Genomic DNA, 20009 nt, shown 5'->3' with positions numbered 1-20009 from the left:
GCGAACCGGCAAGCCTAACAGTTTGATTTCCAATGAATTAATACCGAAATCGCAGGTTGTCCGTCGTTTTTGGAATAAGCGCTTGTCGCTCTCGGCAATGCAACTGGCGTTGAGGAGACGTAAGCGGTCGCTGACAGACGAGGACTGTCACACTTATTTGTTAGCGTCGATGTCTTTCAGTCAGGGAGAAAACGCCGATGAAGTTCGCACCGAAAATGCTCGCTGTGGTTCTTGGATTGGGCTTGGCCGCTCATGCATTCGCCACCGACCTGAAGCACTGGCCGGCGGATCAGGCCAAGGCACTCGACGCGATGATCGCCGCCAACGCCAACAAGGGTAACTACGCGGTGTTCGACATGGACAACACCAGTTACCGCTACGACCTCGAAGAGTCCTTGCTGCCGTTCATGGAAAACAAGGGCCTGATCACCCGCGACAAACTCGATCCCTCGCTGAAACTGATGCCGTTCAAGGACACCGCCGACCACAAGGAAAGCCTGTTCAGTTACTACTATCGCCTGTGTGAAGTCGACGACATGGTCTGCTACCCGTGGGTAGCGCAGGTGTTCTCCGGCTTCACTCTCAAGGAACTCAAGGGCTACGTCGATGAGCTGATGGCGTCGGGCAAACCGGTGCCGGCCACTTATTACGAAGGCGATGTAGTGAAGAACATCGACGTGCAGCCGCCGAAGGTCTTCACCGGCCAGGCCGAGCTGTACAACAAACTGATGGAAAACGGCATCGAGGTCTACGTGATGACTGCCGCTTCCGAAGAGCTGGTGCGCATGGTCGCGGCCGATCCGAAGTACGGCTACAACGTCAAACCGCAGAACGTGATCGGCGTGACCACGTTGCTGAAGAACCGCGAAACCGGCGAGCTGACCACTGCGCGCAAGCAGATCACCGCCGGCAAGTATGACGAGAAGGCCAACCTCGGCCTCGAACTGACCCCGTACCTGTGGACTCCTGCAACCTGGATGGCTGGCAAACACGCGGCGATCCTGACCTACATCGACGAGTGGAAAAAACCGGTGTTGGTCGGTGGCGATACGCCGAGCAGCGACGGCTACATGCTGTTCCACGATGTGGATGTAGCCAAGGGTGGCATTCACCTGTGGGTCAACCGCAAGGACAAATACATGACCCAGCTCAACGGCATGATGGCCAAGCATGCAGCGGCGCAAGCCAAGGAAGGGTTGCCGGTGACGGCGGACAAGAACTGGGTGATCGTTAAACCCGAGGAAATCCAGTAACCCCACAATCCTTGTAGGAGCTGCCGAAGGCTGCGATCTTTTGATCTTGCCCTTAAAAACAAGATCAAAAGATCGCAGCCTTCGGCAGCTCCTACATGGGGTGGTTTTTCAAAAGATCGCAGCCTGCGGCAGCTCCTACAGGGGATCGGGTTTGCAAGCATCAGGCAAAAAAATGCCCCGCACTTGGCGGGGCATTTTTGTTTCGGCGATTCGACGCTTACAGCCCGTCGAGCATCGCCTTGTTACGCACCGCACCCTTGTCGGCGCTGGTCGCCAGCAGGGCGTAGGCCTTCAGGGCGGTGGTCACTTTGCGTGGACGCTGCTCGACCGGTTTCCAGCCTTTCTTGTCCTGCTCGACCCGGCGCGCAGCCAGTTCTTCATCGCTGACCAACAGGTTGATCGAGCGGTTCGGGATGTCGATCAGCACTTTGTCGCCGTCCTGCACCAGACCGATCGCGCCACCGGCCGCAGCCTCTGGCGAAGCGTGGCCGATCGACAGGCCGGAAGTACCGCCAGAGAAACGACCGTCAGTGAGCAACGCACAGGCTTTGCCCAGACCTTTGGACTTCAGGTACGAGGTCGGGTAGAGCATTTCCTGCATGCCCGGGCCGCCTTTCGGGCCTTCGTAGCGAATGATGACGATGTCGCCTTCCTTCACTTCGTCGGCGAGGATGCCGCGCACCGCGCTGTCCTGGCTTTCGAAGATCTTCGCGTTGCCTTCGAAGACGTGGATCGACTCGTCGACGCCGGCGGTTTTCACCACGCAACCGTCGAGAGCGATGTTGCCGTACAGCACGGCCAGGCCACCTTCTTTCGAATAGGCGTGCTCGAAGCTGCGGATGCAGCCGTTTTCACGGTCGTCGTCGAGGGTTTCCCAGCGGGTCGACTGGCTGAACGCAGTCTGGGTCGGGATGCCCGCCGGGCCGGCCTTGAAGAAGTGATGCACGGCTTCGTCGGTGGTCTGGGTGATGTCCCACTTGGCGATGGCTTCTTCCATGCTGCGGCTGTGCACGGTCGGCAGGTCGGTGTGCAGCAGGCCGCCACGGGCCAGGGAACCGAGGATGCTGAAGATGCCGCCAGCGCGGTGCACGTCTTCCATGTGGTACTTCTGGATGTTCGGCGCGACCTTGCACAGTTGCGGCACGCTGCGCGAGAGACGGTCGATGTCACGCAGATCAAAATCGATCTCGGCTTCCTGGGCAGCAGCCAGCAGGTGCAGGATGGTATTGGTCGAGCCGCCCATGGCGATGTCGAGCATCATCGCGTTCTCGAACGCCTTGAAGTTGGCGATGTTGCGCGGCAGCACGGATTCGTCGTTTTCGCCGTAGTAGCGCTTGCACAGCTCGACGATGGTGCGGCCGGCCTGCAGGAACAGCTGTTCGCGGTCACTGTGGGTGGCCAGGGTCGAACCGTTGCCCGGCAATGCGAGGCCGAGGGCTTCGGTCAGGCAGTTCATCGAGTTGGCGGTGAACATGCCGGAGCATGAACCGCAGGTCGGGCAGGCGCTGCGCTCGTACTCGGCAACCTTCTCGTCAGAAGCGCTGGAGTCGGCGGCGATCACCATGGCGTCGACGAGGTCGAGGCCGTGGGAAGCGAGTTTGGTCTTGCCGGCTTCCATCGGGCCGCCGGAAACGAAGATCACCGGAATGTTCAGGCGCAGGGCCGCCATCAGCATGCCCGGGGTGATCTTGTCGCAGTTGGAGATGCAGACGATGGCGTCGGCGCAGTGAGCGTTGACCATGTATTCGACGGAATCGGCGATGATCTCGCGGCTCGGCAGCGAATACAGCATGCCGTCGTGACCCATGGCGATGCCGTCATCCACGGCGATGGTGTTGAATTCTTTCGCGACGCCACCGGCACGTTCGATTTCCCGGGCAACCAGTTGACCGAGGTCCTTGAGGTGCACGTGGCCCGGCACGAACTGGGTGAAGGAGTTGGCAATGGCGATGATCGGCTTCTTGAAGTCGTCATCTTTCATCCCGGTGGCACGCCACAGTGCGCGGGCGCCGGCCATGTTGCGGCCGTGGGTGGATGTTTTCGAGCGGTAATCTGGCATGGAGCACTCCGGGCGGCTAATCAGGTATCAAAAGGGAGTGAGCTTCTATTGACGTCTGGAACACTCAGAAATGGCCGTGTGTCCTGGATGTTGCCGATGACTTTGCGGGATCGCCGCTTGCCTCAGCCTGAGCTCATAAACCCGCCGGGGGATGAATGGCGATGAATCAGCCGATTCTACACCGCTGGCGTCTGGAGGGAATGGCGCAAAGCATTGTTCCAGTGCCGACGGTGCGTGTGGCATGACGACCGGCAGGCTCAATCGCTGCCAGAGGGCGTGACGGCGCCGTTCTCGATGATGCTGGCGCGATGGCTGATCCGCTTGTTCAACGCCAGCGCGATGCAGCTGAGCAGGACAAAACAGTAGCCGAGGGTGGCTTGCAGGTTGCTTGGGCTCAGGCTGATCAAGGCGCTGATCAAGCCACCACAGATGAAAACGATCGTACTGCCTGCCGAAGCCGAGGTGCCGGCATTCTCGGGAAACAGGCTCATGGCCCGCGACGTGGCTGCGGGGCGTGCGATGGTGGTGCCGGCGGTGCAGATCAACATCGGAATCAGCACCGTGGCCGCCGAGAGCGCAAGGTGCCTGGCCATGAACAGCATCACCAGCCCCGCCAGCAGGATCAGGCTCAGCCCGACCACAATTTGCTGTCCGGGCGAGATTCGCCGGCTCAACAGCGTGGCGACGATCCCGCCAGTGACATAGGCCGCACCGTAGATCAGCAGGATCAGCGAGAAGTCGTAGGCTGAGAGCTGCAATTGATCCATGAAGATCAGCGGCGAAATGACGATGAAAGAGAAGTGGCAGGCGAATGCGAAAGCCGAAATCAACCAGTAGCCGACGAACTCGAAATCCCCCAGCACCCGTCGATAGGTGCGGAGAAAGTTGAGCGGTGTAGCCTTGACGGCGGGCCGACCACCGTCCAGAAACAGCCAGGCCTTGAGCAACACCACCACTGCCAGAGCGATGAACAGCCAGAAACTGCCACGCCAGCCCAGGGTCGCCTGCAGAAAGGTGCCGGCCAGCGGCGAGATCGAGATGAAGATCCCGGATGCCGTGACCATCAGGATCCGCAGACGATCACGCTCGGCGCCCTCGAACAGATCCTGCACCAGCGCCTGTGACAGGACGAAACAGCCACAACCGATGGCCTGCACGATGCGAAAGGTCATGAACAGCATGTAGTCACTGGTCATTACACAACCGATGGCGCCGAGGATCGAGACAGCCATGCCGGCGAGCAACAAGCCCTTGCGCCCGATAACGTCGGACAACGGCCCGATCAGCAGTTGGGCAAAGGCAATGCCCACCGCGAACAGGCTGATCGACAGGGCAATGTCGGTCGGGGTGCTGGCGAAGTGTTCGGCCAGCGCCGGGAAAGACGGCAGCAGTACATCCAGCGGAAACACCCCCAGCAGCACCATGGCCAAAAGCAGGCTGATCGCCCCGCGTCGTTGTCGAATCGTTACCACCGTTCTTCCTTCAAGCATCGATCAGTCCTGCCTTGGCGAAAAGTTTGCGGTTGTTGGGTAGCGCGAAGAATCCGGCTTTTTCGAGTGCAGCAAGCGTAGCCGTGGCTCCGGATCGGGCACGCTGGCGGCTGGCCTGTTCGTTGGTCAGGCTGTCGAGGATTTCCTTGATTGCGCCTTCGCCAATGCCGGCGCGGCGCAGGCTTTGGTGCAGCCATTGCTCGTCGACTTCGAAGAAGGTCGCCAGGGTCTTCAGCAAGGTTCTGGCCGCGAAGGCGCGCTGGCGGCTGTTCAGGGTCAACCAGAGGTAGTGGAAGACCTCGGAAAAAAACCGGCTGTGGCGCGCTTCATCAGCGAGATGGTCGCGCAACATGTCATTCACGCTGCTGACCAGCGTTTCCCGACATACATCCAGCAGCTCCCGGGCAATGATGGTTTCCGAAACGAAACCGAGCAGAAACCATGCCAGCGGGCGTTTGCTTTCCGGCGTTCGGGCGATCTGACCGGTCAGGCGGGTAATGCGCAGCGGTATCTGCGGACGACCGGTGAAACCATGCAGTTCGGCGATCTGTTCGGCCAGACGATGGGAGAACAGCGCGTGATAACCCTCGTCGGTATAGAGCTGCAGCGCGGCGGTTTTCATCCGTGAAGGAATGTATGCGGGTAACTCGCCGTGGACGATGGTTTCCACGGCGCGGTTGACGATGCGGTGCTCAAGCAGCGTGGTGTAGTCGAGAAAGTGCACCAGGTGACTGGCTGCGAGCCGATGCATGACCCTGCTGCCTGCGGCTTCGATGGCCGGGTGGGACAGGTACGGCAGGAATGCCGGCGGAAACCAGAAGCGCGTTTGCAGTTGCAACGGCAGGTCTGCCGGCAACTGGTAGTCGTGCCGGCTGGTGCGTACCGAAGCGTGGTTGTTCCAGTCGCCGAGGGTGAATCGAAGCGCCCAGGACTCGGGCGCTTCGGGCTGATCCGCGGTTGGCGCGCTCATGGACGCGTCTCCAGCAACAGGTCGCGCATTTCCTGACACATCGCCTGACCGTCACTGGCACCGCAGCCGACAAAGAACAACGGTTGTTCAGCGCTGCCTTCGAGTTTGAGCAGGGCTTCGACTTGACGATCGGCGAAGGCCCCGGTCAGCCACGTTCCCAGGCCCAGCGCCGTGGCCACCAGTTGAAAAGTCTGCGACAAGTGACCGGCCTCGACGAACGCCATGCGATAGGCGCGCGAGTGTTCATACTTCCACCAGAGCTTGTCGAAACGAGCGGTGATGAACAGACCCAGCGGCAGATTGTTGATGAAGTGCTGACCCGCCAGCAAATGACCGAGCGCGGGTTCGGGCAATGGGTTGACTCGGCTCAGTGCGTGTTCTGCCGGGTGATAGGCATAGAGGCCGGGTTCCAGGCCCTCGATATTGCGCGCCAGAAGAAATCCTTCACAGGCATTCAACCCGCCACCTGAAGGACTGCTGCGACGGGCGCCGAGTCCTTCGGCGATGCTCTCGTCGCGGTCATTGTCGCGATGGCGAAGAAAGCCCAGCGAGAGATACAGCAGCGTCCCGACGTCATTGAGGGTGATCGCTGCGCCAGTGAATGAGCGGCAGGTTTTTCTCAGACGCAGGACATTGCCCAGGCTGGCGACGGTCAGGGCCGCAGAGGCGGGCAGGGTGATCAGAGGTTTGTCTTGATGGATCGGGCGATCTTGCGCGGGTGCCGGTGTGGTCAGCACAGCGCTGCAATGGTTCAGGTATTGCCTGGACCACTCTTGAATATTCTGGGGTATCTGTTCGCAGGGAATGTTCTGGGTGCCGATATGATAAATCTTCGACAATTCATCCCAGCCCCATGGCGGACTGTCTATTTTTGCAACGGTTAATATGCCCGCGTTCAGAAGTTGTGAGTCTATTATGTTGCGTCTGTCGAACTGTTCCGGGTTGTTGATAAGTTGTGCAAGTCGACAAGAATAAGTCAGGTCAAGTTCATGTTGGGTATGATCTTTATAGTTCCAGACAATTTGTCCGGGTGTGCGCGGCAATATGAATAAATAAGGATTGATGTGCATGTTGTATTGATCACTCTGGAAAAGGGTCGAAAGAACGCTGGGGTGCCGGCACTCCCCAGCGTTCTGGCTCACTTAGCGGGCTTTAGGCGCAACCAGGAAGGCCAGGTTTGCGATTTGGTTGGTTTCCAGAGTAATTGCTTTCATAAGTATGAACTCCTTGTTCATTGAGAGTGAGTGTCACCGTCGTGGTGACAACTTAATAATAGGTTGTAATGAATTATTGGCAAGCGATACTTGGGTAGGAAATTTCTATTAATTTTGTCGGAGTGGGCGTGTTGCAAAGGCGGGCTTGTAAGTTTTAACTCTTGAAATTTAACGCGCAGGGAAATGTCCTGCGTACAGGTAGGAAGTTTGTTGTAGGAAAAGGAAGTGGATTCGACGACATTGCATCGTCGTTAGGCAAACGGGGAGCCCGCAGGCTCCCCGTTCATGGGCCGATCAGCTGTTCGGCAGCAGGCGGCAGGTGATGCTCTTGATGTAGCGAGTCTCGGCGATGGCCGGGTGTACCGGGTGATCCGGACCCTGACCGCCGCGCTCGAGCATCTGGATGTTGCGGTCCAGGTGACGGGCGCTGGTCAGCAGGATGTTTTGCAGATCGTCCTCCGGCAGGTGCATGGAGCACGAAGCGCTCACCAGAATGCCGTCCTTGGTCAGCAGGCGCATGGCTTGCTCGTTCAGACGACGGTAGGCACCTTCGCCGTTCTTCATGTCTTTCTTGCGCTTGATGAACGCTGGCGGGTCGGCAACGATCACGTCGAAACGTTCTTCGCTGGCCTTGAGTTCCTTCAGCGCTTCGAAGACGTCGCCTTCGATGCAGGTCATCTTGTCGGCGAAGCCGTTCAGCGCGGCGTTACGCTCGACGCCGTCGAGGGCGAAGCCCGATGCGTCGACGCAGAACACTTCGCTGGCGCCGAACGCGGCAGCCTGCACGCCCCAGCCACCGATGTAGCTATAGAGGTCGAGGACGCGTTTGCCTTTGGCGTAAGGTGCGAGGCGGGCGCGGTTCATGCGGTGGTCGTAGAACCAGCCGGTTTTCTGGCCGCCAATGACCGGCGCTTCGAACTTCACGCCGTTCTCTTCCAGGGGCACCCACTCCGGTACCAGGCCGAACACGGTTTCGACGTAGCGATTGAGGCCTTCGGCATCACGGGCGGCGGAATCGTTCTTGAACAGAATGCCGCTTGGCTTGAGCACTTGGGTCAGTGCGGCGATCACGTCATCCTTGTGCGCTTCCATGGTCGCCGAGGCGATCTGCACCACAAGGATGTCGCCGAAACGGTCGACCACCAGACCCGGCAGCAGGTCGGAGTCGCCATAGACCAGGCGGTAGAATGGCTTGTCGAACAGACGCTCGCGCAGCGACAGGGCCACGTTCAGGCGGTGCACCAGCAGCGACTTGTCCAGCGCCAGTTTGATGTCACGCGACAGCAGGCGCGCGCAGATCAGGTTGTTCGGGCTCATCGCGACGATGCCCAGCGGCTTGCCGCCCGCGGCTTCGAGGATCGCCTGATCGCCGGCCTTGAAGCCGTGCAGTGGCGTGGCGGCCACATCGATTTCGTTGCTGTAGACCCACAAGTGGCCGTTGCGCAGGCGACGGTCGGCGTTGGCTTTGAGGCGCAGGCTAGGCAGGGACATGACGTCGCTCCGGAAAAAAGAGCGGGAGTATACCGTGTTGATGCGTGTGCAGGTTCAGCGCTGGACATGTGGCGAGGGAGCTTGCTCCCGCCGGGCTGCGAAGCGGCCCCAATTCATGCCACTCGATTCATCAGGAAGAACCGGTTGGCAGGGCTTGCGACTGCTGCGCAGCCGAGCGGGAGCAAGCTCCCTCGCCACAGAGGCGGGTCAGGCCGACAGCGCGTCGATCAACTCACGGCTGAACGCCGGAATATCGTCCGGCTGGCGGCTGCTGATCAGGTGGCCGTCCTTGACCACTTCTTTATCGACCCAGTTGGCGCCGGCATTCACCAGGTCATCCTTGAGTGTCTTGAAACTGGTCATGGTCTTGCCATTGACCAGCCCGGCGGAAATCAGCAGCCAGCTGCCGTGGCAGATCACCGCGATCGGTTTGCCGGCGGAGGCGCCGGTCTTGACCAGGTGCTGGGCGTCCTGATCGATGCGGATAGTGTCGGAGTTCTGCACGCCGCCCGGCAGGACGATCGCGTCGTACTGCTCGCTGCTGGCGCCTTGGAAGGTCTGATCGACCTTGAAGTCATCCGCCGGCTTGTCGTGGTTCCAGCCTTTGACCTTGCCGGCCTCGGCCGAAAGGATGTCGACCTGAGCGCCGGCCTGCTCCAGTGCTTGTTTTGGCCCGGTCAGTTCGACCTGCTCGAAACCGTCTGTTACTAAAATGGCGACGCGTTTGCCAGTGAGGGAAGTAGCCATCGATAAGCTCCTGAGTCTGCGGGAAATTACCGCCGAGCCGGTGCTTGATTGTCCGGTCGGCCTTACAAAGTCCGAAGCCTGAGCGTGAATGAAAGTTCCTGACAATTGCCCACTGGTGTGTCGTCGTGCGGTTTTTAGAGGTTAGAATCGCCGCCTGTCCCAGAGTGTGTACTTATGTCCCAAGAGCTGACCACCGAACAGATTCAACAATCCCTGCAGGGCATCAGCGTGCCCGCGCAGCCGCAGATCATGGTGGATCTGCAGATGGAGCAGTACATGCCCGACCCGGACCTGGAGGTGATCGCCAAGCTGATCGCCCAGGATCCCGGCCTGTCCGGTTCTCTGCTGAAAATCGTCAACTCGCCGTATTACGGCCTGAGCAACAAGATCACTTCGATCCAGCGCGCGGTGAACCTGCTGGGCAGCCGCTCGATCATCAACCTGATCAACGCGCAGTCGATCAAGGGCGAGATGAACGACGACACCATCGTCACCCTCAACCGTTTCTGGGACACCGCCCAGGACGTGGCGATGACCTGTCTGACCCTGGCCAAGCGCATCGGCACCCAGGCTGGCGATGAAGCCTACGCCTTGGGTCTGTTCCACGACTGCGGCGTGCCATTGATGCTGCAGCGCTTCCCCAATTACATGTCGGTACTGGAAAAGGCTTACGCCAACGCCGGCACCGAATGCCGGGTGGTGGACACCGAGAACGCCGAGTTCAATACCAATCACGCCGTGGTCGGCTACTACACCGCCAAGTCGTGGCGCCTGCCGGAACACGTCAGCACGGCGATCGCCAATCACCACAATGCGCTGGCGATCTTCAGCGACGAGTCCTCGCGCAACAGCCAGATGAAAAATCTGCTGGCGATCCTGAAGATGGCCGAGCACATCTGTGCGTCTTACCGGGTATTGGGCAATCAGACCGAAGACCACGAGTGGAACAGCATCGGCCCGCTTATTCTCGATTACGTCGGTCTGTCGGACTACGATTTCGAAACCCTCAAACAGACGATCCGCGACCTCGGCGCGCATTGATTCGAGAACGCCATGCCTGAATTGCCGGAAGTCGAAACCACCCGCCGGGGCATTGCTCCGCACCTGGAAGGCCAGCGCGTCAGCCGGGTGATCGTGCGGGATCGCCGGCTGCGCTGGCCGATCCCCGAAGACCTCGATGTGCGCCTGTCCGGGCAGCGCATCGTGCTGGTCGAGCGGCGCGCCAAGTACCTGTTGATCAATGCCGAAGTCGGCACTTTGATCAGCCATCTGGGCATGTCGGGCAACTTGCGGCTGGTCGAAGTCGGGTTGCCGGCGCTCAAGCATGAGCACGTCGATATCGAGCTGGAATCCGGTCTGGCGTTGCGCTACACCGATCCGCGCCGTTTCGGCGCGATGCTGTGGAGCAACGATCCGCTCAATCACGAGTTGCTGATTCGCCTCGGGCCGGAGCCGTTGACCGATCTGTTCGACGGCGAGCGGCTGTTCCAGCTGTCGCGTGGGCGTTCGATGGCGGTCAAGCCGTTCATCATGGACAACGCGGTGGTGGTGGGTGTCGGCAACATTTACGCGACCGAAGCGTTGTTCGCCGCGGGCATCGATCCACGCCGTGAGGCCAAGAGCATCTCCCGGGCGCGGTATCTGAAGCTGGCGATCGAGATCAAACGGATTCTCGCTGCAGCCATCGAGCGCGGCGGCACCACGTTGCGGGATTTCATTGGTGGCGACGGGCAGCCGGGGTACTTCCAGCAGGAGCTGTTCGTTTATGGCCGTGGCGGCGAGCACTGCAAAGTCTGCGGCAACGGTCTGCGGGAAGTGAAGCTGGGGCAACGGGCCAGTGTGTTCTGTCCGCGCTGCCAGACCTGAGGCAAAAATCTGAAAAAGTCCTACGGTCTATAGTGAGTGGTCTCACTGTTCAGCCCGAAGGATCGTGCCATGAAGTCCTTGCAAGTCCTGTTTGTCACAATGTTGCTGTGTTCCAGCCTGGCCGTTCAGGCCGCGGAGCACGGCAGCGGTGATCCGCGCTACACCATCCAGAACCCTCCCGCCTACGCCATGATCGGCGATTTGCTGATTGCCCGACCTTTATTGGTGGTGGCAACGGTGCTGGGTGCGGGGGTGTTTGTGGTGTCATTGCCGTTCACCGCGCTGGGTGGCGGGGTCGGCGATGCGGGGCAGGCGTTGGTGGTGGATCCAGCGAAAGCGGCGTTTGTGCGGTGTCTGGGGTGTACGGGGGAGGGGTTTGAGCAGCGTGAGTGAGCTGATCCGAGATCAGTGGTGTTATTGATGGCCTCATCGCGGGCAAGCCCGCTCCCACAAGGATTTCGGTGTTCACACGATTTGTGTATCACCACACAACCCTGTGGGAGCGGGCTTGCCCGCGATGGCGTCGGAACAGGCGCTGAAGAACTCAGGCCTTGCCGGTGATCTTGCGGTACTTCTCCATCAACTGTTCTTCAGTCTCTGGATGCGCCTCGTCCAGTGGAATGCAATCCACCGGGCAGACCTGCTGGCACTGCGGTTCGTCGTAGTGGCCGACGCACTGGGTGCACAGGTTCGGGTCGATCACGTAGATCTCTTCGCCTTGGGAAATGGCGGCGTTCGGGCACTCGGGTTCGCAGACGTCGCAGTTGATGCAATCGTCGGTGATGATCAGGGACATGCTAACTCCAGCCGGGGCGGCAGGCCCGGGCGCTATAAATCAATGCGCGCAATTGTGCCGCATTGGCGCCCGCAGTGCACGCGGGCGCCGTTTGAACGGTCATTACTTCTTGAAGCGCAGGGTCAGGGCATCGGCCACAGCCGGGTGCACGAACTTGCTGATATCGCCGCCCAGCGCGGCGATTTCCCGCACCAGTGTCGAGGAAATGAACGAATAACGCTCGGACGGGGTGAGAAACAGGCTCTCCACATCCGGGGCCAGTTGGCGGTTCATGTTGGCCAGCTGGAATTCGTATTCGAAGTCCGACACCGCACGCAGGCCACGCAGGAACACGTTGGCGTTCTGCTCCTTGGCGAAATGCGCCAGCAGCGTCGAGAAGCCGACCACTTCCACGTTCGGCAGGTGTTTGGTGACCTCGCGAGCCAGTTCAACCCGTTGTTCCAGCGGGAACAGCGGGTTTTTCTTCGGGCTGGCGGCGACCGCAATGATCACGTGATCGAACAGGCGCGAGGCGCGTTCGACCAGATCGCCATGGCCCTTGGTAATAGGGTCGAAGGTACCTGGGTACAACACTCGGTTCATCGCGTCGTCCTGGCGGGAGTCCGTTGGGGAGTCGGATGGTATCGCAGCCGTCCCGGTCGGCCAAGTCGCCTGTTGGGTAAGAAAGCACTATAGACGCCGCGATAAACCGGTTTTTTCACGGATTTCTCAGTCGATCGGCGAGAGATGTCGCCAATTGCGCTGTCAGGCCATACACCGACAATTGCGGGTTGGCGCCAATGCTGGTGGGGAACAGCGAGCCATCGTGAATCGACAGATTGCTCAGTTGATGATGCCGACCGAGGCTGTCGGTGACCGCGCTTTTCGGGTCTTCGCCCATCGCACAACCGCCCATCACGTGAGCACTGCCCAGGCGCGTGCGATACAGCTCAAGGCTCAGACCGTTGATCAGCGTGCGGGCTTCGGCCAGGGTTTTCACGTAGCGCGCATCGGCGTGCATCGGCATCACGGCTTTGGCGCCGCCGGCAAACTGGATCTCGGCCATGCTGTGAAAGGCGCGGCGCAGGCCTTCCCAGGCGTAAGGCGAGACCTGGTAGTCGAGCACCGGCGAGCCATCGCCGCGCAACTCGACATTGCCACCGGGGCTGTCCGGATGAAAACCGTCGCGCAGCAGCGCCAGCATCGCGTGGGTGTGCGGCAGGTCAGCCATGTGTTCGGCGTTCTGCTGGCCGAATCCACCCAGGAGCGTTGCCGCCAGCGCCGGGTGCAGCGGCGGCACTTCGAGTTTGTAGCCCATTGGGCCGCTGGTGCCGTCCTTCCACTGGAAATAATCCGAATAGATCGACTGCGGCGCGCCGTAGAACGGGTTGATCACTTCGTCGAAACGCCCGGCGGACATGTTCACCAGATGCAGGAAGGTACGCTTGCCCAGGCGCTGGTTCGGATCCGGTGCATCCGAGCGCAGCAACAGGGCAGGACTGTTGATGCCACCACCGGCCAGCACGTAATGCCGCGCCTTGATCGTGATTTTGCGTCCGGTCGGCGCGACGCAACGTTCGTCCATCGCCACGCATTGCAGGCCGGTGATCTTGTCGCCGCTGATCAGCAGTTTTTCCGCGCGGGCCAAGTACAGCAACTCGCCGCCCTTTTCCAGGGTCGCCGGGATGGTCGTGACCATCATCGACTGCTTGGCGTTGGTCGGGCAGCCCATGCCGCAGTAACCGAGGTTCCAGCAGCCGCGCACGTTGCGCGGGATCACGTGCCAGCTGTAGCCGAGTTGTTCACAGCCTTTGCGGATTACGTCGTTGTTGGCATTGGGCGGAACCATCCACGGCGCGACGCCCAGACGCTGCTCCATTTTTTCGAACCATGGCGCCATCTCGGCAGGGCTGTGGCCTTTGACGTTGTGCTCTTTCGCCCAGTGTTCGAGGGTCGGCTCGGGTGTGCGGAAGCTCGATGTCCAGTTGATCAGCGTGGTGCCGCCCACGGCGCGGCCCTGGAGGATGGTGATCGCGCCGTCCTTGCTCATGCGGCCGATGCCTTCCTGATAGAGGCTGCTGTAGGCCTGGTCTTCGAGCATCTTGAAGTCGGAGCTGGTCTTGAGCGGGCCTTCCTCGATCAGCAGCACCTTGTAGCCGGCGGCGCTGAGGATTTCTGCGGTGGTGCCGCCACCGGCACCGCTGCCGATGATTGCCACGTCGGCTTGCAGCGTCAGGTCATCGCTCAGTTGTGCGCCGTTGTAGGTTTTCCAGCCACGGGCAAGGCCTTCGCGGAACGGGTCGGGTACGGGCATTGATCAGGTTCTCTTGTTCTTGTTGTTCTTGCGGGTCCTTTCGCGAGCAAGCTCGCTCCCACATTGAAATGCATTCCCTTGTGGGAGCGAGCTTGCTCGCGAACGGCGCGACTCGATTTCAGACCGTGGGCGGGCCGGGATAGCCGCAATGCGCCCAGGACTCGGCGCGGGTGTACCAGGCCATCATCACCATTTGCTGCAATGAGCTGTGGCCCATGCGCAGCAGGCTCAATGAACTGTTCTGCCAGCGCTCGAGGAAGTTGCGCATCGCCTCGGGGCTGGCGTTTTCCCAACTGCCCCAAATGCCCGTGAGCGGCCCGCGGGTGACCGCCATGCCGAGCACATCGAACAATTGCCGGGTGAGTTTGAGCATCTCTGGCGACAGGTGATCGAGGCTGTAATCCAGCGACTTGAGGGTGCCATCGACGGCGCCGGGCATTTTTTCGCTCGCCACGGCGCCTTCGAGCATCACCGGAATCAGTGCGCGCAGAAACAGCAGGTCGCCGTCGCGCAGGGTGACGAAGCCATTGGCCGCGACACTCGATGAACAACCACTGAGGCTGGCGCCGAGGCCGGCGGTGGCGAGAAATGCTGTGGCGCCGAGGCTGAATTTCAGCAGGCCACGGCGTGACAGGGCAGGTGTTTCGGTCAGGCTTGGGTGCATTGTTGTTATTACCCGGCGGTGACGACGATTAGCGGATGAACAGCTTCTGGATCAGTTTCTGGATCGATTTGCCGTAAGGCGGGTAGATCAGCTTCGCGGCATTGAAGCGCTGTTTGATCAGCACGCCCTTGGCCTTGCTGAAAGTCAGGAAACCTTCGTGGCCGTGATAGTGGCCCATGCCCGACGGGCCGATGCCGCCGAACGGCATGTCGTCCTGCGCCACATGCAGCAGGGTGTCGTTCAGGCACACGCCGCCGGAGTGGGTTTCGTGCAACACGCGGTTTTGCTCGCGCTTGTCGTAGCCAAAGTAGTAAAGCGCCAGAGGTCGCGGGCGTTGATTGATGTAGGCAAACGCCTGATCGAGATCCTGATACGGCACGATCGGCAGCAACGGGCCGAAGATTTCGTCCTGCATCACGGTCATCTCGTCAGTGACGTTGAGCAGCAGGCTGTGCGGCATGCGCCGGCCCTGGCCCTGTTCGAACAGCGGGATCAGCAGCGCGCCCTTGCTCGTGGCGTCGCTGATATAACCATTGAGCCGGGCCAGTTGGCGCTCGTTGATGATCGCGGTGTAGTCCGGGTTGTCGGCGAGGGTTGGATAGAAATTGTTCACTACCTGGCGATAGGCTTCGACGAACGCACCGACGCGGTCTTGCGGCACCAGCACGTAATCGGGGGCAACGCAGGTCTGCCCGGCATTCAGGGTCTTGCCGAAGGCGATGCGTTCGGCGGCGTCCTTGAGCGGCACGTCGCGGGAAACGATGGCCGGGGACTTGCCGCCCAGTTCGAGGGTCACCGGGGTCAGGTTTTCCGCTGCGGCGCGCATCACGTGTTTGCCGATGCTGGTGGCGCCGGTGAACAGCAGGTGATCAAAGCGCAGACGGGAAAACGCCACGCCGATGTCGGCCTCGCCGAGCACCACGCAGACCAGGTCTTCGGGGAAAATCCGCCCCAGCAGAGTCTTGAGCAACTGGCCGGTGGCGGGTGTCGATTCGCTGAGCTTGAGCATCACCCGGTTGCCCGCCGCGAGTGCGCCGACCAGTGGGCCGATGGCCAGATACAACGGGTAGTTCCACGGGACGATGATGCCGACCACGCCAAGCGGCTGGTACACGACTTTCGCCGACGCTGGCTGAAAGGCCATGCCGACTTTGCGTCGCGACGACTTCATCCAGCCCTTGAGGTGGCGGCTGGCGTAATGGATGCCGTGCAGACTGGGCATCAGCTCGGCAAGCAGGGTTTCATCAGCGCTGCGATGACTGAAATCCGCGCTGATGGCATCGACCAGCGCCTGCCGCTCGTTGCTGAGCAACTCACGCAACGCCTTGAGCCACTGTTGGCGTTGTTCTGCCGCTGGCATCGGGTTGGCGGCATAGGCGGCGCGTTGTGCTGCGAACCGTCGATCCAGCTCTTCCAGGGGCTGTTGCAGCGTTTGCAGATAAGCAATGTCGGCAGTCATCGTCGGCTCCGGATTTATTGTAGTGATGACTTTCTAGAGTCTATGCTCTAGAAAGTCAAATGACTTCCCGACACAGCTTTGTTTTATCAAGTTCCGCTTAGGTCGTAAGATGCCCCTCACCGCACTCTGAATTAAAGCTCAAGCCATGGCCCCACGAATAAAAACCAGCGAGCGCATCGTGCAGAACAGCCTCGAACTGTTCAATCAGCAGGGCGAGCGCAGCATCAGCACCAATCACATTGCCGCGCACATGGAGATTTCTCCGGGCAACCTGTACTACCACTTCCCCAACAAGCAGGCGATCATCGCCGTGCTGTTCAGTGAGTACGAGAGCCTTGTGGACAGCTTTCTGCGCCCGCCGCAGGGGCGCGCCGCCACGGTCGAAGACAAGCGCTATTACCTCAAGGAGTTGCTGTCGGCGATGTGGGGCTACCGCTTTCTGCATCGCGATCTCGAGCACCTGCTCGACAGCGACCCGGACCTGGCCGCGCGCTACCGGCGTTTCTCCCAGCGCTGCGTGATCCAGGGCATGGCGATCTACGAGGGCTTCGTCGCCGCCGGCATCCTCAAGATGGACCGGGTGCAGATCGAATCCCTGACGATCAATGCCTGGATCATCCTCACCTCGTGGGTGCGTTTTCTGTGCACCACCCGGGAAAACTCCAACCACCTCAGCGAACAGGCCATCAAGCGTGGCGTGTATCAGGTGCTGGTGCTGGAAGCCGGATTCGTCACCGATCAGGCCCGCGAAGAGGTGAATGCCTTGTTCGACGAGTTCTACGTGCCGCTGGCCCAGGCCCTCGAGGAAGGGCGGTAAACCATTTCGAAGTCGCTCACAGGAGTCCGTTATGCCGATTGCGCAACTGCTCAGCCCGAATGCACTGGATGCCCGCAAGGAGCAGCCGGGGCTGGTGATTCTCGATTGTCGTTTTGCCCTCGAAGACCCGGACTACGGGCAGCGCAGCTATGCCGAAGGACACATCGCCGGTTCCAGCTTCGCCGACCTTGAGCGCGATCTCAGCGGCAAGGTGATCAAAGGCGTCACCGGACGTCACCCGCTGCCTGAGCCGGCGGCGTTGATCGAGCGTCTGCAGGCCTGGGGCATCAATGCCGACAGCGATGTGGTTTTGTACGACGACGGCCCCGGTGCCTATGCGGCCCGGGCCTGGTGGCTGCTGGCGTGGCTGGGCAAGCGCGATGGCGTGTTCATTCTCGACGGTGGGCTCAAGGCCTGGCACGCGGCGGGTCTGCCGCTGAGCCTGGATGCACCGTCGGTCAGCCGGGGCAATTTCAGTGGTCAGCCGGACATGAAACTGCTGCTGAGCGCCGAACAATTGCACAAGCGCCTTGCTCAGCCGTCGCTGACGTTGCTCGACGCCCGGGCCTTGCCGCGCTTCAAGGGTGAGGTCGAGCCGATCGATCCGATCGGCGGGCACATTCCCGGTGCACAATGCGCAGCGTTTACCGAAAACCTCGACAGCGACGGACGCTTCCTGCCGGCGGAGCAGCTCAAGCAGCGCTTTGCCGCGAAACTAGGTGATCGTTCGCCAACGGAACTGGTGGCTTATTGCGGCTCCGGGGTGACGGCGTGTCACAACCTGTTTGCGTTGTGCCTGGCGGGGTATCCGCTGGGTTCGCTGTATGCCGGGTCGTGGAGTGAGTGGATCAACGAGCCTTCCCGGGGCATAGCCACGGGCGAGTAATCCCGACTGTAGGAGTGAGCCTGCTCGCGTTAGCGTTGTGTCTGTCGACATCAATGTTGCCTGATCAGCCGCCATCGCGAGCAGGCTCACTCCTACAAGGGTTATTCGGTGTTTGAAGGGGGTCGTCGGGCACTGCGGTACGCCGCTGGCCCAACCCCGTAAACCTGCTTGAACTGCCGGCTCAGATGACTCTGATCGGCAAAGCCCAACTGCATGGCGACTTCCACCGGCAGACAACCACCCTGCAATAAACCCCGGGCGGTGGCGATGCGTTGCTGCATCAGCCAGGTGTGCGGCGGCATGCCGGTGGCGCGGCGGAATACCCGGGCGAAGTGGAAGGGCGACAGATTCACCGCGGCCGCAAGTTCTTCCAGCGATGGCGGCGCCGCGAGTTGCGCGTGCAGCAGCTCCCTGGCCATCACCACCGCGCGGTGCTCCTTGCCCGGTTTGCCATTGATCTGCACCGCCGCATGGCGCTGCAACAGCAGCAGCATCATTTCGCGCCACATCGTCTGCTGTTGCAGGGCGGTGGCCGGGCTTTCCAGCAAACGATGCAACTGACAGAAACCGTTGACCAGATCCGGGTCGCGGTACAGCGTCGCGCCAAACGCCGGCATCGGTGCGGTAGGCAGTTCCAGTTCTTCGAGCAGGGAAACGATCTGTCCGGTATCGGGATAAAACGCCCGGTACAGCCAGCCGTCTTCGGTGCCCTTGTGGCCGGTGTGCAATTCGTCCGGGTTGATCAGCACCAGGGTGCCGCTGCCGGCCAGGTGTTCGGCGCCGCGATAGCGATAACGCTGCGCGCCGGCCATGATCATGCCGATCACATAACCGTCGTGAACGTGTGGGGCGAAGCGATGCTCGATGTAGCGCGCCGACAGCAACTCGACCCCGGCCAGCGGCGCGGTTTGCCAGAAGCGGATCGACTCGCCCTGATCGCTCATGACGTCACACGGGCCAGCCATTGCGGGATGCGCCGTTCCAGGTAGTAACCGGGTTGGCGGAATGTGCCATCGACAAACCCGACATGCCCACCCTTGGCCTGCAACTCGAACTGGGTGCTGGTGGACAGTTCCTCGGCGGTCGGCAGGCTGTGGGGAAACACGAACGGATCGTCCGCTGCCTGAATGATCAGGGTCGGGGTACGAATCTCGCCGAGAAAATAGCGACTCGACGCCCGCCGATAGTAATCCTCGGCATCGGTAAAACCGTGCAGCGGCGCGGTGATCCGGCCATCGAAGTCCCAGAAAGTGCGCATATTCTCCAGCGAACCGAGCGCCGCCAGAGCCGCCAGGCCATCCTCTCGTCCGTCGTGCTGGAACTGGCGTTGCTTGTTCTTGATGTAGGCGACCATCTCGCGCATGAAGTGCGCCTGATAGACCTTGGAGAAACCCTGGCCGATCCGATCGGCACACTGATCAAGGCGAAACGGCACCGACACCACCACGGCCCCGAGCACGCCGCTTTCGCTGCCGGTCTCGCCCAGATGCTTGAGCAACACATTGCCGCCCAGGGAATAGCCCACCGCATACAGCGGCGCCAGTGGCCGCTTGGCGCGCAGGTGTCTGATGGCTTCGGCGAGGTCTTCGCTGGCGCCGGAGTGGTAACTGCGCGGCAACAGATTGGGTTCGCCGGAGCAGCCGCGCCAGTTCAGCGCGACACTGGCCCAGCCTTGCGCGGCGAGTGCTGCCTGAATTCCGGCGACGTAGGGCGAATTGGAAGAACCGGTCAGCCCGTGCAATACCAGCACTAGCGGCGCCTCGGCGCTGTGCGGGCCGTGCCAGTCGAGGTCGAGGAAATCCCCGTCGTCCAGCCACAGGCGTTCGCGCTCGCGATCAAGGTGGACGGTTTTGCGCCACAGTGGCCCCCACAAGGTTTGCAGGTGCGGATTGCCGAGGCCGAAGGCGGGGGTGAAGCGTTCTGATGAAGCGGGCACGATGGTTCTCGATGCAGCTTTGTGGGCAGAGTACATACGCTTTTGTGGCGAGGGAGCTTGCTCCCGCT

General features: G+C 60.9%; 19 protein-coding genes. 6 read left to right on the top strand and 13 right to left on the bottom strand.

The genetic code is table 11. The features are described from left to right. Nucleotides 1-197: 197 nt before the first annotated feature. Nucleotides 198-1253: a phosphorylcholine phosphatase gene (locus tag ACIP8I_RS16785; RefSeq protein ID WP_097088939.1), complete on the top strand. Its 1056-nt coding sequence runs from the start codon at nt 198-200 to the stop codon at nt 1251-1253. A 217-nt stretch (nt 1254-1470) separates the two neighbouring features. Here the strand turns inward: ACIP8I_RS16785 and ilvD are convergent, their stop codons facing one another. The 6 genes from ilvD to ACIP8I_RS16755 all read right to left on the bottom strand — a co-directional run bounded on the left by ilvD (nt 1471) and on the right by ACIP8I_RS16755 (nt 9224). After that, a complete protein-coding gene (gene ilvD, locus ACIP8I_RS16780) occupies nt 1471-3312 on the bottom strand; it encodes a dihydroxy-acid dehydratase (protein WP_007964170.1) in 1842 nt (613 codons plus the stop codon). 257 nt (nt 3313-3569) lie between these two features. After that, nucleotides 3570-4802: an MFS transporter gene (locus ACIP8I_RS16775; RefSeq protein ID WP_400762489.1), complete on the bottom strand. Its 1233-nt coding sequence runs from the start codon at nt 4800-4802 to the stop codon at nt 3570-3572. Further along, nucleotides 4795-5772 (bottom strand): diiron oxygenase, encoded by a 978-nt coding sequence (locus ACIP8I_RS16770; RefSeq protein ID WP_400762487.1) that lies wholly within the window; start codon nt 5770-5772, stop codon nt 4795-4797. Before ACIP8I_RS16770 ends, ACIP8I_RS16775 begins: the two co-directional genes overlap by 8 nt. Then, nucleotides 5769-6842, bottom strand: a complete 1074-nt coding sequence (locus ACIP8I_RS16765; RefSeq protein ID WP_400762485.1) for a SagB family peptide dehydrogenase — start codon at nt 6840-6842, stop codon at nt 5769-5771. Before ACIP8I_RS16765 ends, ACIP8I_RS16770 begins: the two co-directional genes overlap by 4 nt. Before the next feature lie 438 nt (nt 6843-7280). After that, nucleotides 7281-8477: a class I SAM-dependent rRNA methyltransferase gene (locus tag ACIP8I_RS16760; protein WP_007964164.1), complete on the bottom strand. Its 1197-nt coding sequence runs from the start codon at nt 8475-8477 to the stop codon at nt 7281-7283. A 207-nt stretch (nt 8478-8684) separates the two neighbouring features. Further along, nucleotides 8685-9224 carry a type 1 glutamine amidotransferase domain-containing protein gene (locus tag ACIP8I_RS16755; RefSeq protein WP_367086093.1) on the bottom strand — a complete coding sequence of 180 codons (540 nt, stop codon included), beginning with the start codon at nt 9222-9224 and terminating at the stop codon, nt 8685-8687. Between the two features lie 228 nt (nt 9225-9452). On the opposite strand from ACIP8I_RS16755, the gene ACIP8I_RS16750 reads away from it, so the two are divergent. The 3 genes from ACIP8I_RS16750 (at nt 9453) to ACIP8I_RS16740 (ending at nt 11483) form a co-directional block, all read left to right on the top strand. Then, entirely contained in the window at nt 9453-10265 is an 813-nt protein-coding gene (locus ACIP8I_RS16750; protein ID WP_400762515.1) for an HDOD domain-containing protein, read from the top strand. A 12-nt stretch (nt 10266-10277) separates the two neighbouring features. Then, on the top strand, nt 10278-11090 hold the full coding sequence (gene mutM / locus ACIP8I_RS16745) for a bifunctional DNA-formamidopyrimidine glycosylase/DNA-(apurinic or apyrimidinic site) lyase (RefSeq protein WP_400762483.1): 813 nt from the start codon (nt 10278-10280) through the stop codon (nt 11088-11090). A 69-nt stretch (nt 11091-11159) separates the two neighbouring features. Further along, nucleotides 11160-11483, top strand: coding sequence for a multidrug transporter (locus ACIP8I_RS16740; protein ID WP_400762481.1), 324 nt, complete (start codon nt 11160-11162; stop codon nt 11481-11483). A gap of 151 nt (nt 11484-11634) precedes the next feature. Here ACIP8I_RS16740 and ACIP8I_RS16735 read toward each other — a convergent pair whose 3' ends face one another. From ACIP8I_RS16735 to ACIP8I_RS16715, 5 genes are all read right to left on the bottom strand, one after another. Then, the gene (locus ACIP8I_RS16735; RefSeq protein WP_003195146.1) at nt 11635-11886 is read right to left on the bottom strand and encodes a YfhL family 4Fe-4S dicluster ferredoxin; all 252 of its coding nucleotides are present in this window, start codon (nt 11884-11886) and stop codon (nt 11635-11637) included. Between the two features lie 102 nt (nt 11887-11988). Then, nucleotides 11989-12468: a pantetheine-phosphate adenylyltransferase gene (gene coaD, locus ACIP8I_RS16730; protein ID WP_003229157.1), complete on the bottom strand. Its 480-nt coding sequence runs from the start codon at nt 12466-12468 to the stop codon at nt 11989-11991. Nucleotides 12469-12583: 115 nt separating this feature from the next. Next, entirely contained in the window at nt 12584-14179 is a 1596-nt protein-coding gene (locus ACIP8I_RS16725) for a GMC family oxidoreductase N-terminal domain-containing protein (protein WP_400762479.1), read from the bottom strand. Between the two features lie 118 nt (nt 14180-14297). Continuing rightward, complete coding sequence (locus ACIP8I_RS16720) at nt 14298-14843, bottom strand: twin-arginine translocation pathway signal protein (protein WP_400762477.1); 546 nt, start codon at nt 14841-14843, stop codon at nt 14298-14300. A 28-nt stretch (nt 14844-14871) separates the two neighbouring features. Next, nucleotides 14872-16302, bottom strand: coding sequence for a coniferyl aldehyde dehydrogenase (locus ACIP8I_RS16715; RefSeq protein ID WP_400762475.1), 1431 nt, complete (start codon nt 16300-16302; stop codon nt 14872-14874). A gap of 145 nt (nt 16303-16447) precedes the next feature. Between ACIP8I_RS16715 and ACIP8I_RS16710 the strand changes: the two genes are divergently transcribed. Both ACIP8I_RS16710 and ACIP8I_RS16705 read left to right on the top strand, forming a co-directional pair. Further along, nucleotides 16448-17119 carry a TetR/AcrR family transcriptional regulator gene (locus ACIP8I_RS16710; RefSeq protein ID WP_007964152.1) on the top strand — a complete coding sequence of 224 codons (672 nt, stop codon included), beginning with the start codon at nt 16448-16450 and terminating at the stop codon, nt 17117-17119. Between the two features lie 31 nt (nt 17120-17150). After that, complete coding sequence (locus ACIP8I_RS16705; RefSeq protein WP_400762473.1) at nt 17151-18005, top strand: sulfurtransferase; 855 nt, start codon at nt 17151-17153, stop codon at nt 18003-18005. Nucleotides 18006-18106: 101 nt separating this feature from the next. On the opposite strand, the gene ACIP8I_RS16700 is transcribed toward ACIP8I_RS16705, so the two are convergent. Both ACIP8I_RS16700 and ACIP8I_RS16695 read right to left on the bottom strand, forming a co-directional pair. Further along, nucleotides 18107-18949, bottom strand: coding sequence for an AraC family ligand binding domain-containing protein (locus tag ACIP8I_RS16700; protein ID WP_400762513.1), 843 nt, complete (start codon nt 18947-18949; stop codon nt 18107-18109). Beyond that, nucleotides 18946-19941, bottom strand: coding sequence for a hydrolase (locus ACIP8I_RS16695; RefSeq protein ID WP_400762472.1), 996 nt, complete (start codon nt 19939-19941; stop codon nt 18946-18948). The genes ACIP8I_RS16700 and ACIP8I_RS16695 overlap by 4 nt, the downstream gene beginning before the upstream one ends. Nucleotides 19942-20009 lie beyond the last annotated feature (68 nt).

Source organism: Pseudomonas sp. NPDC088414, from assembly GCF_044753325.1.
GTDB lineage: Bacteria > Pseudomonadota > Gammaproteobacteria > Pseudomonadales > Pseudomonadaceae > Aquipseudomonas.
Note: the sequence above shows the minus strand (reverse complement) of the source record. Positions and strands in the feature narration are given on the sequence as shown.

What these genes read in the sequence shown, in the direction of transcription:
- ACIP8I_RS16710 (WP_007964152.1), top strand. Translation starts at nt 16,448, where the DNA reads ATGGCCCCACGAATAAAAACCAGCGAGCGCATCGTGCAGAACAGCCTC.
- ACIP8I_RS16705 (WP_400762473.1), top strand. Translation starts at nt 17,151, where the DNA reads ATGCCGATTGCGCAACTGCTCAGCCCGAATGCACTGGATGCCCGCAAG.
- ACIP8I_RS16725 (WP_400762479.1), bottom strand. Translation starts at nt 14,179, where the DNA reads ATGCCCGTACCCGACCCGTTCCGCGAAGGCCTTGCCCGTGGCTGGAAA.
- ACIP8I_RS16720 (WP_400762477.1), bottom strand. Translation starts at nt 14,843, where the DNA reads ATGCACCCAAGCCTGACCGAAACACCTGCCCTGTCACGCCGTGGCCTG.
- ACIP8I_RS16775 (WP_400762489.1), bottom strand. Translation starts at nt 4,802, where the DNA reads ATGCTTGAAGGAAGAACGGTGGTAACGATTCGACAACGACGCGGGGCG.
- ACIP8I_RS16700 (WP_400762513.1), bottom strand. Translation starts at nt 18,949, where the DNA reads ATGAGCGATCAGGGCGAGTCGATCCGCTTCTGGCAAACCGCGCCGCTG.
- coaD (WP_003229157.1), bottom strand. Translation starts at nt 12,468, where the DNA reads ATGAACCGAGTGTTGTACCCAGGTACCTTCGACCCTATTACCAAGGGC.
- mutM (WP_400762483.1), top strand. Translation starts at nt 10,278, where the DNA reads ATGCCTGAATTGCCGGAAGTCGAAACCACCCGCCGGGGCATTGCTCCG.
- ACIP8I_RS16770 (WP_400762487.1), bottom strand. Translation starts at nt 5,772, where the DNA reads ATGAGCGCGCCAACCGCGGATCAGCCCGAAGCGCCCGAGTCCTGGGCG.
- ACIP8I_RS16755 (WP_367086093.1), bottom strand. Translation starts at nt 9,224, where the DNA reads ATGGCTACTTCCCTCACTGGCAAACGCGTCGCCATTTTAGTAACAGAC.
- ACIP8I_RS16785 (WP_097088939.1), top strand. Translation starts at nt 198, where the DNA reads ATGAAGTTCGCACCGAAAATGCTCGCTGTGGTTCTTGGATTGGGCTTG.
- ACIP8I_RS16740 (WP_400762481.1), top strand. Translation starts at nt 11,160, where the DNA reads ATGAAGTCCTTGCAAGTCCTGTTTGTCACAATGTTGCTGTGTTCCAGC.
- ACIP8I_RS16735 (WP_003195146.1), bottom strand. Translation starts at nt 11,886, where the DNA reads ATGTCCCTGATCATCACCGACGATTGCATCAACTGCGACGTCTGCGAA.
- ACIP8I_RS16760 (WP_007964164.1), bottom strand. Translation starts at nt 8,477, where the DNA reads ATGTCCCTGCCTAGCCTGCGCCTCAAAGCCAACGCCGACCGTCGCCTG.
- ilvD (WP_007964170.1), bottom strand. Translation starts at nt 3,312, where the DNA reads ATGCCAGATTACCGCTCGAAAACATCCACCCACGGCCGCAACATGGCC.
- ACIP8I_RS16765 (WP_400762485.1), bottom strand. Translation starts at nt 6,842, where the DNA reads ATGCACATCAATCCTTATTTATTCATATTGCCGCGCACACCCGGACAA.
- ACIP8I_RS16715 (WP_400762475.1), bottom strand. Translation starts at nt 16,302, where the DNA reads ATGACTGCCGACATTGCTTATCTGCAAACGCTGCAACAGCCCCTGGAA.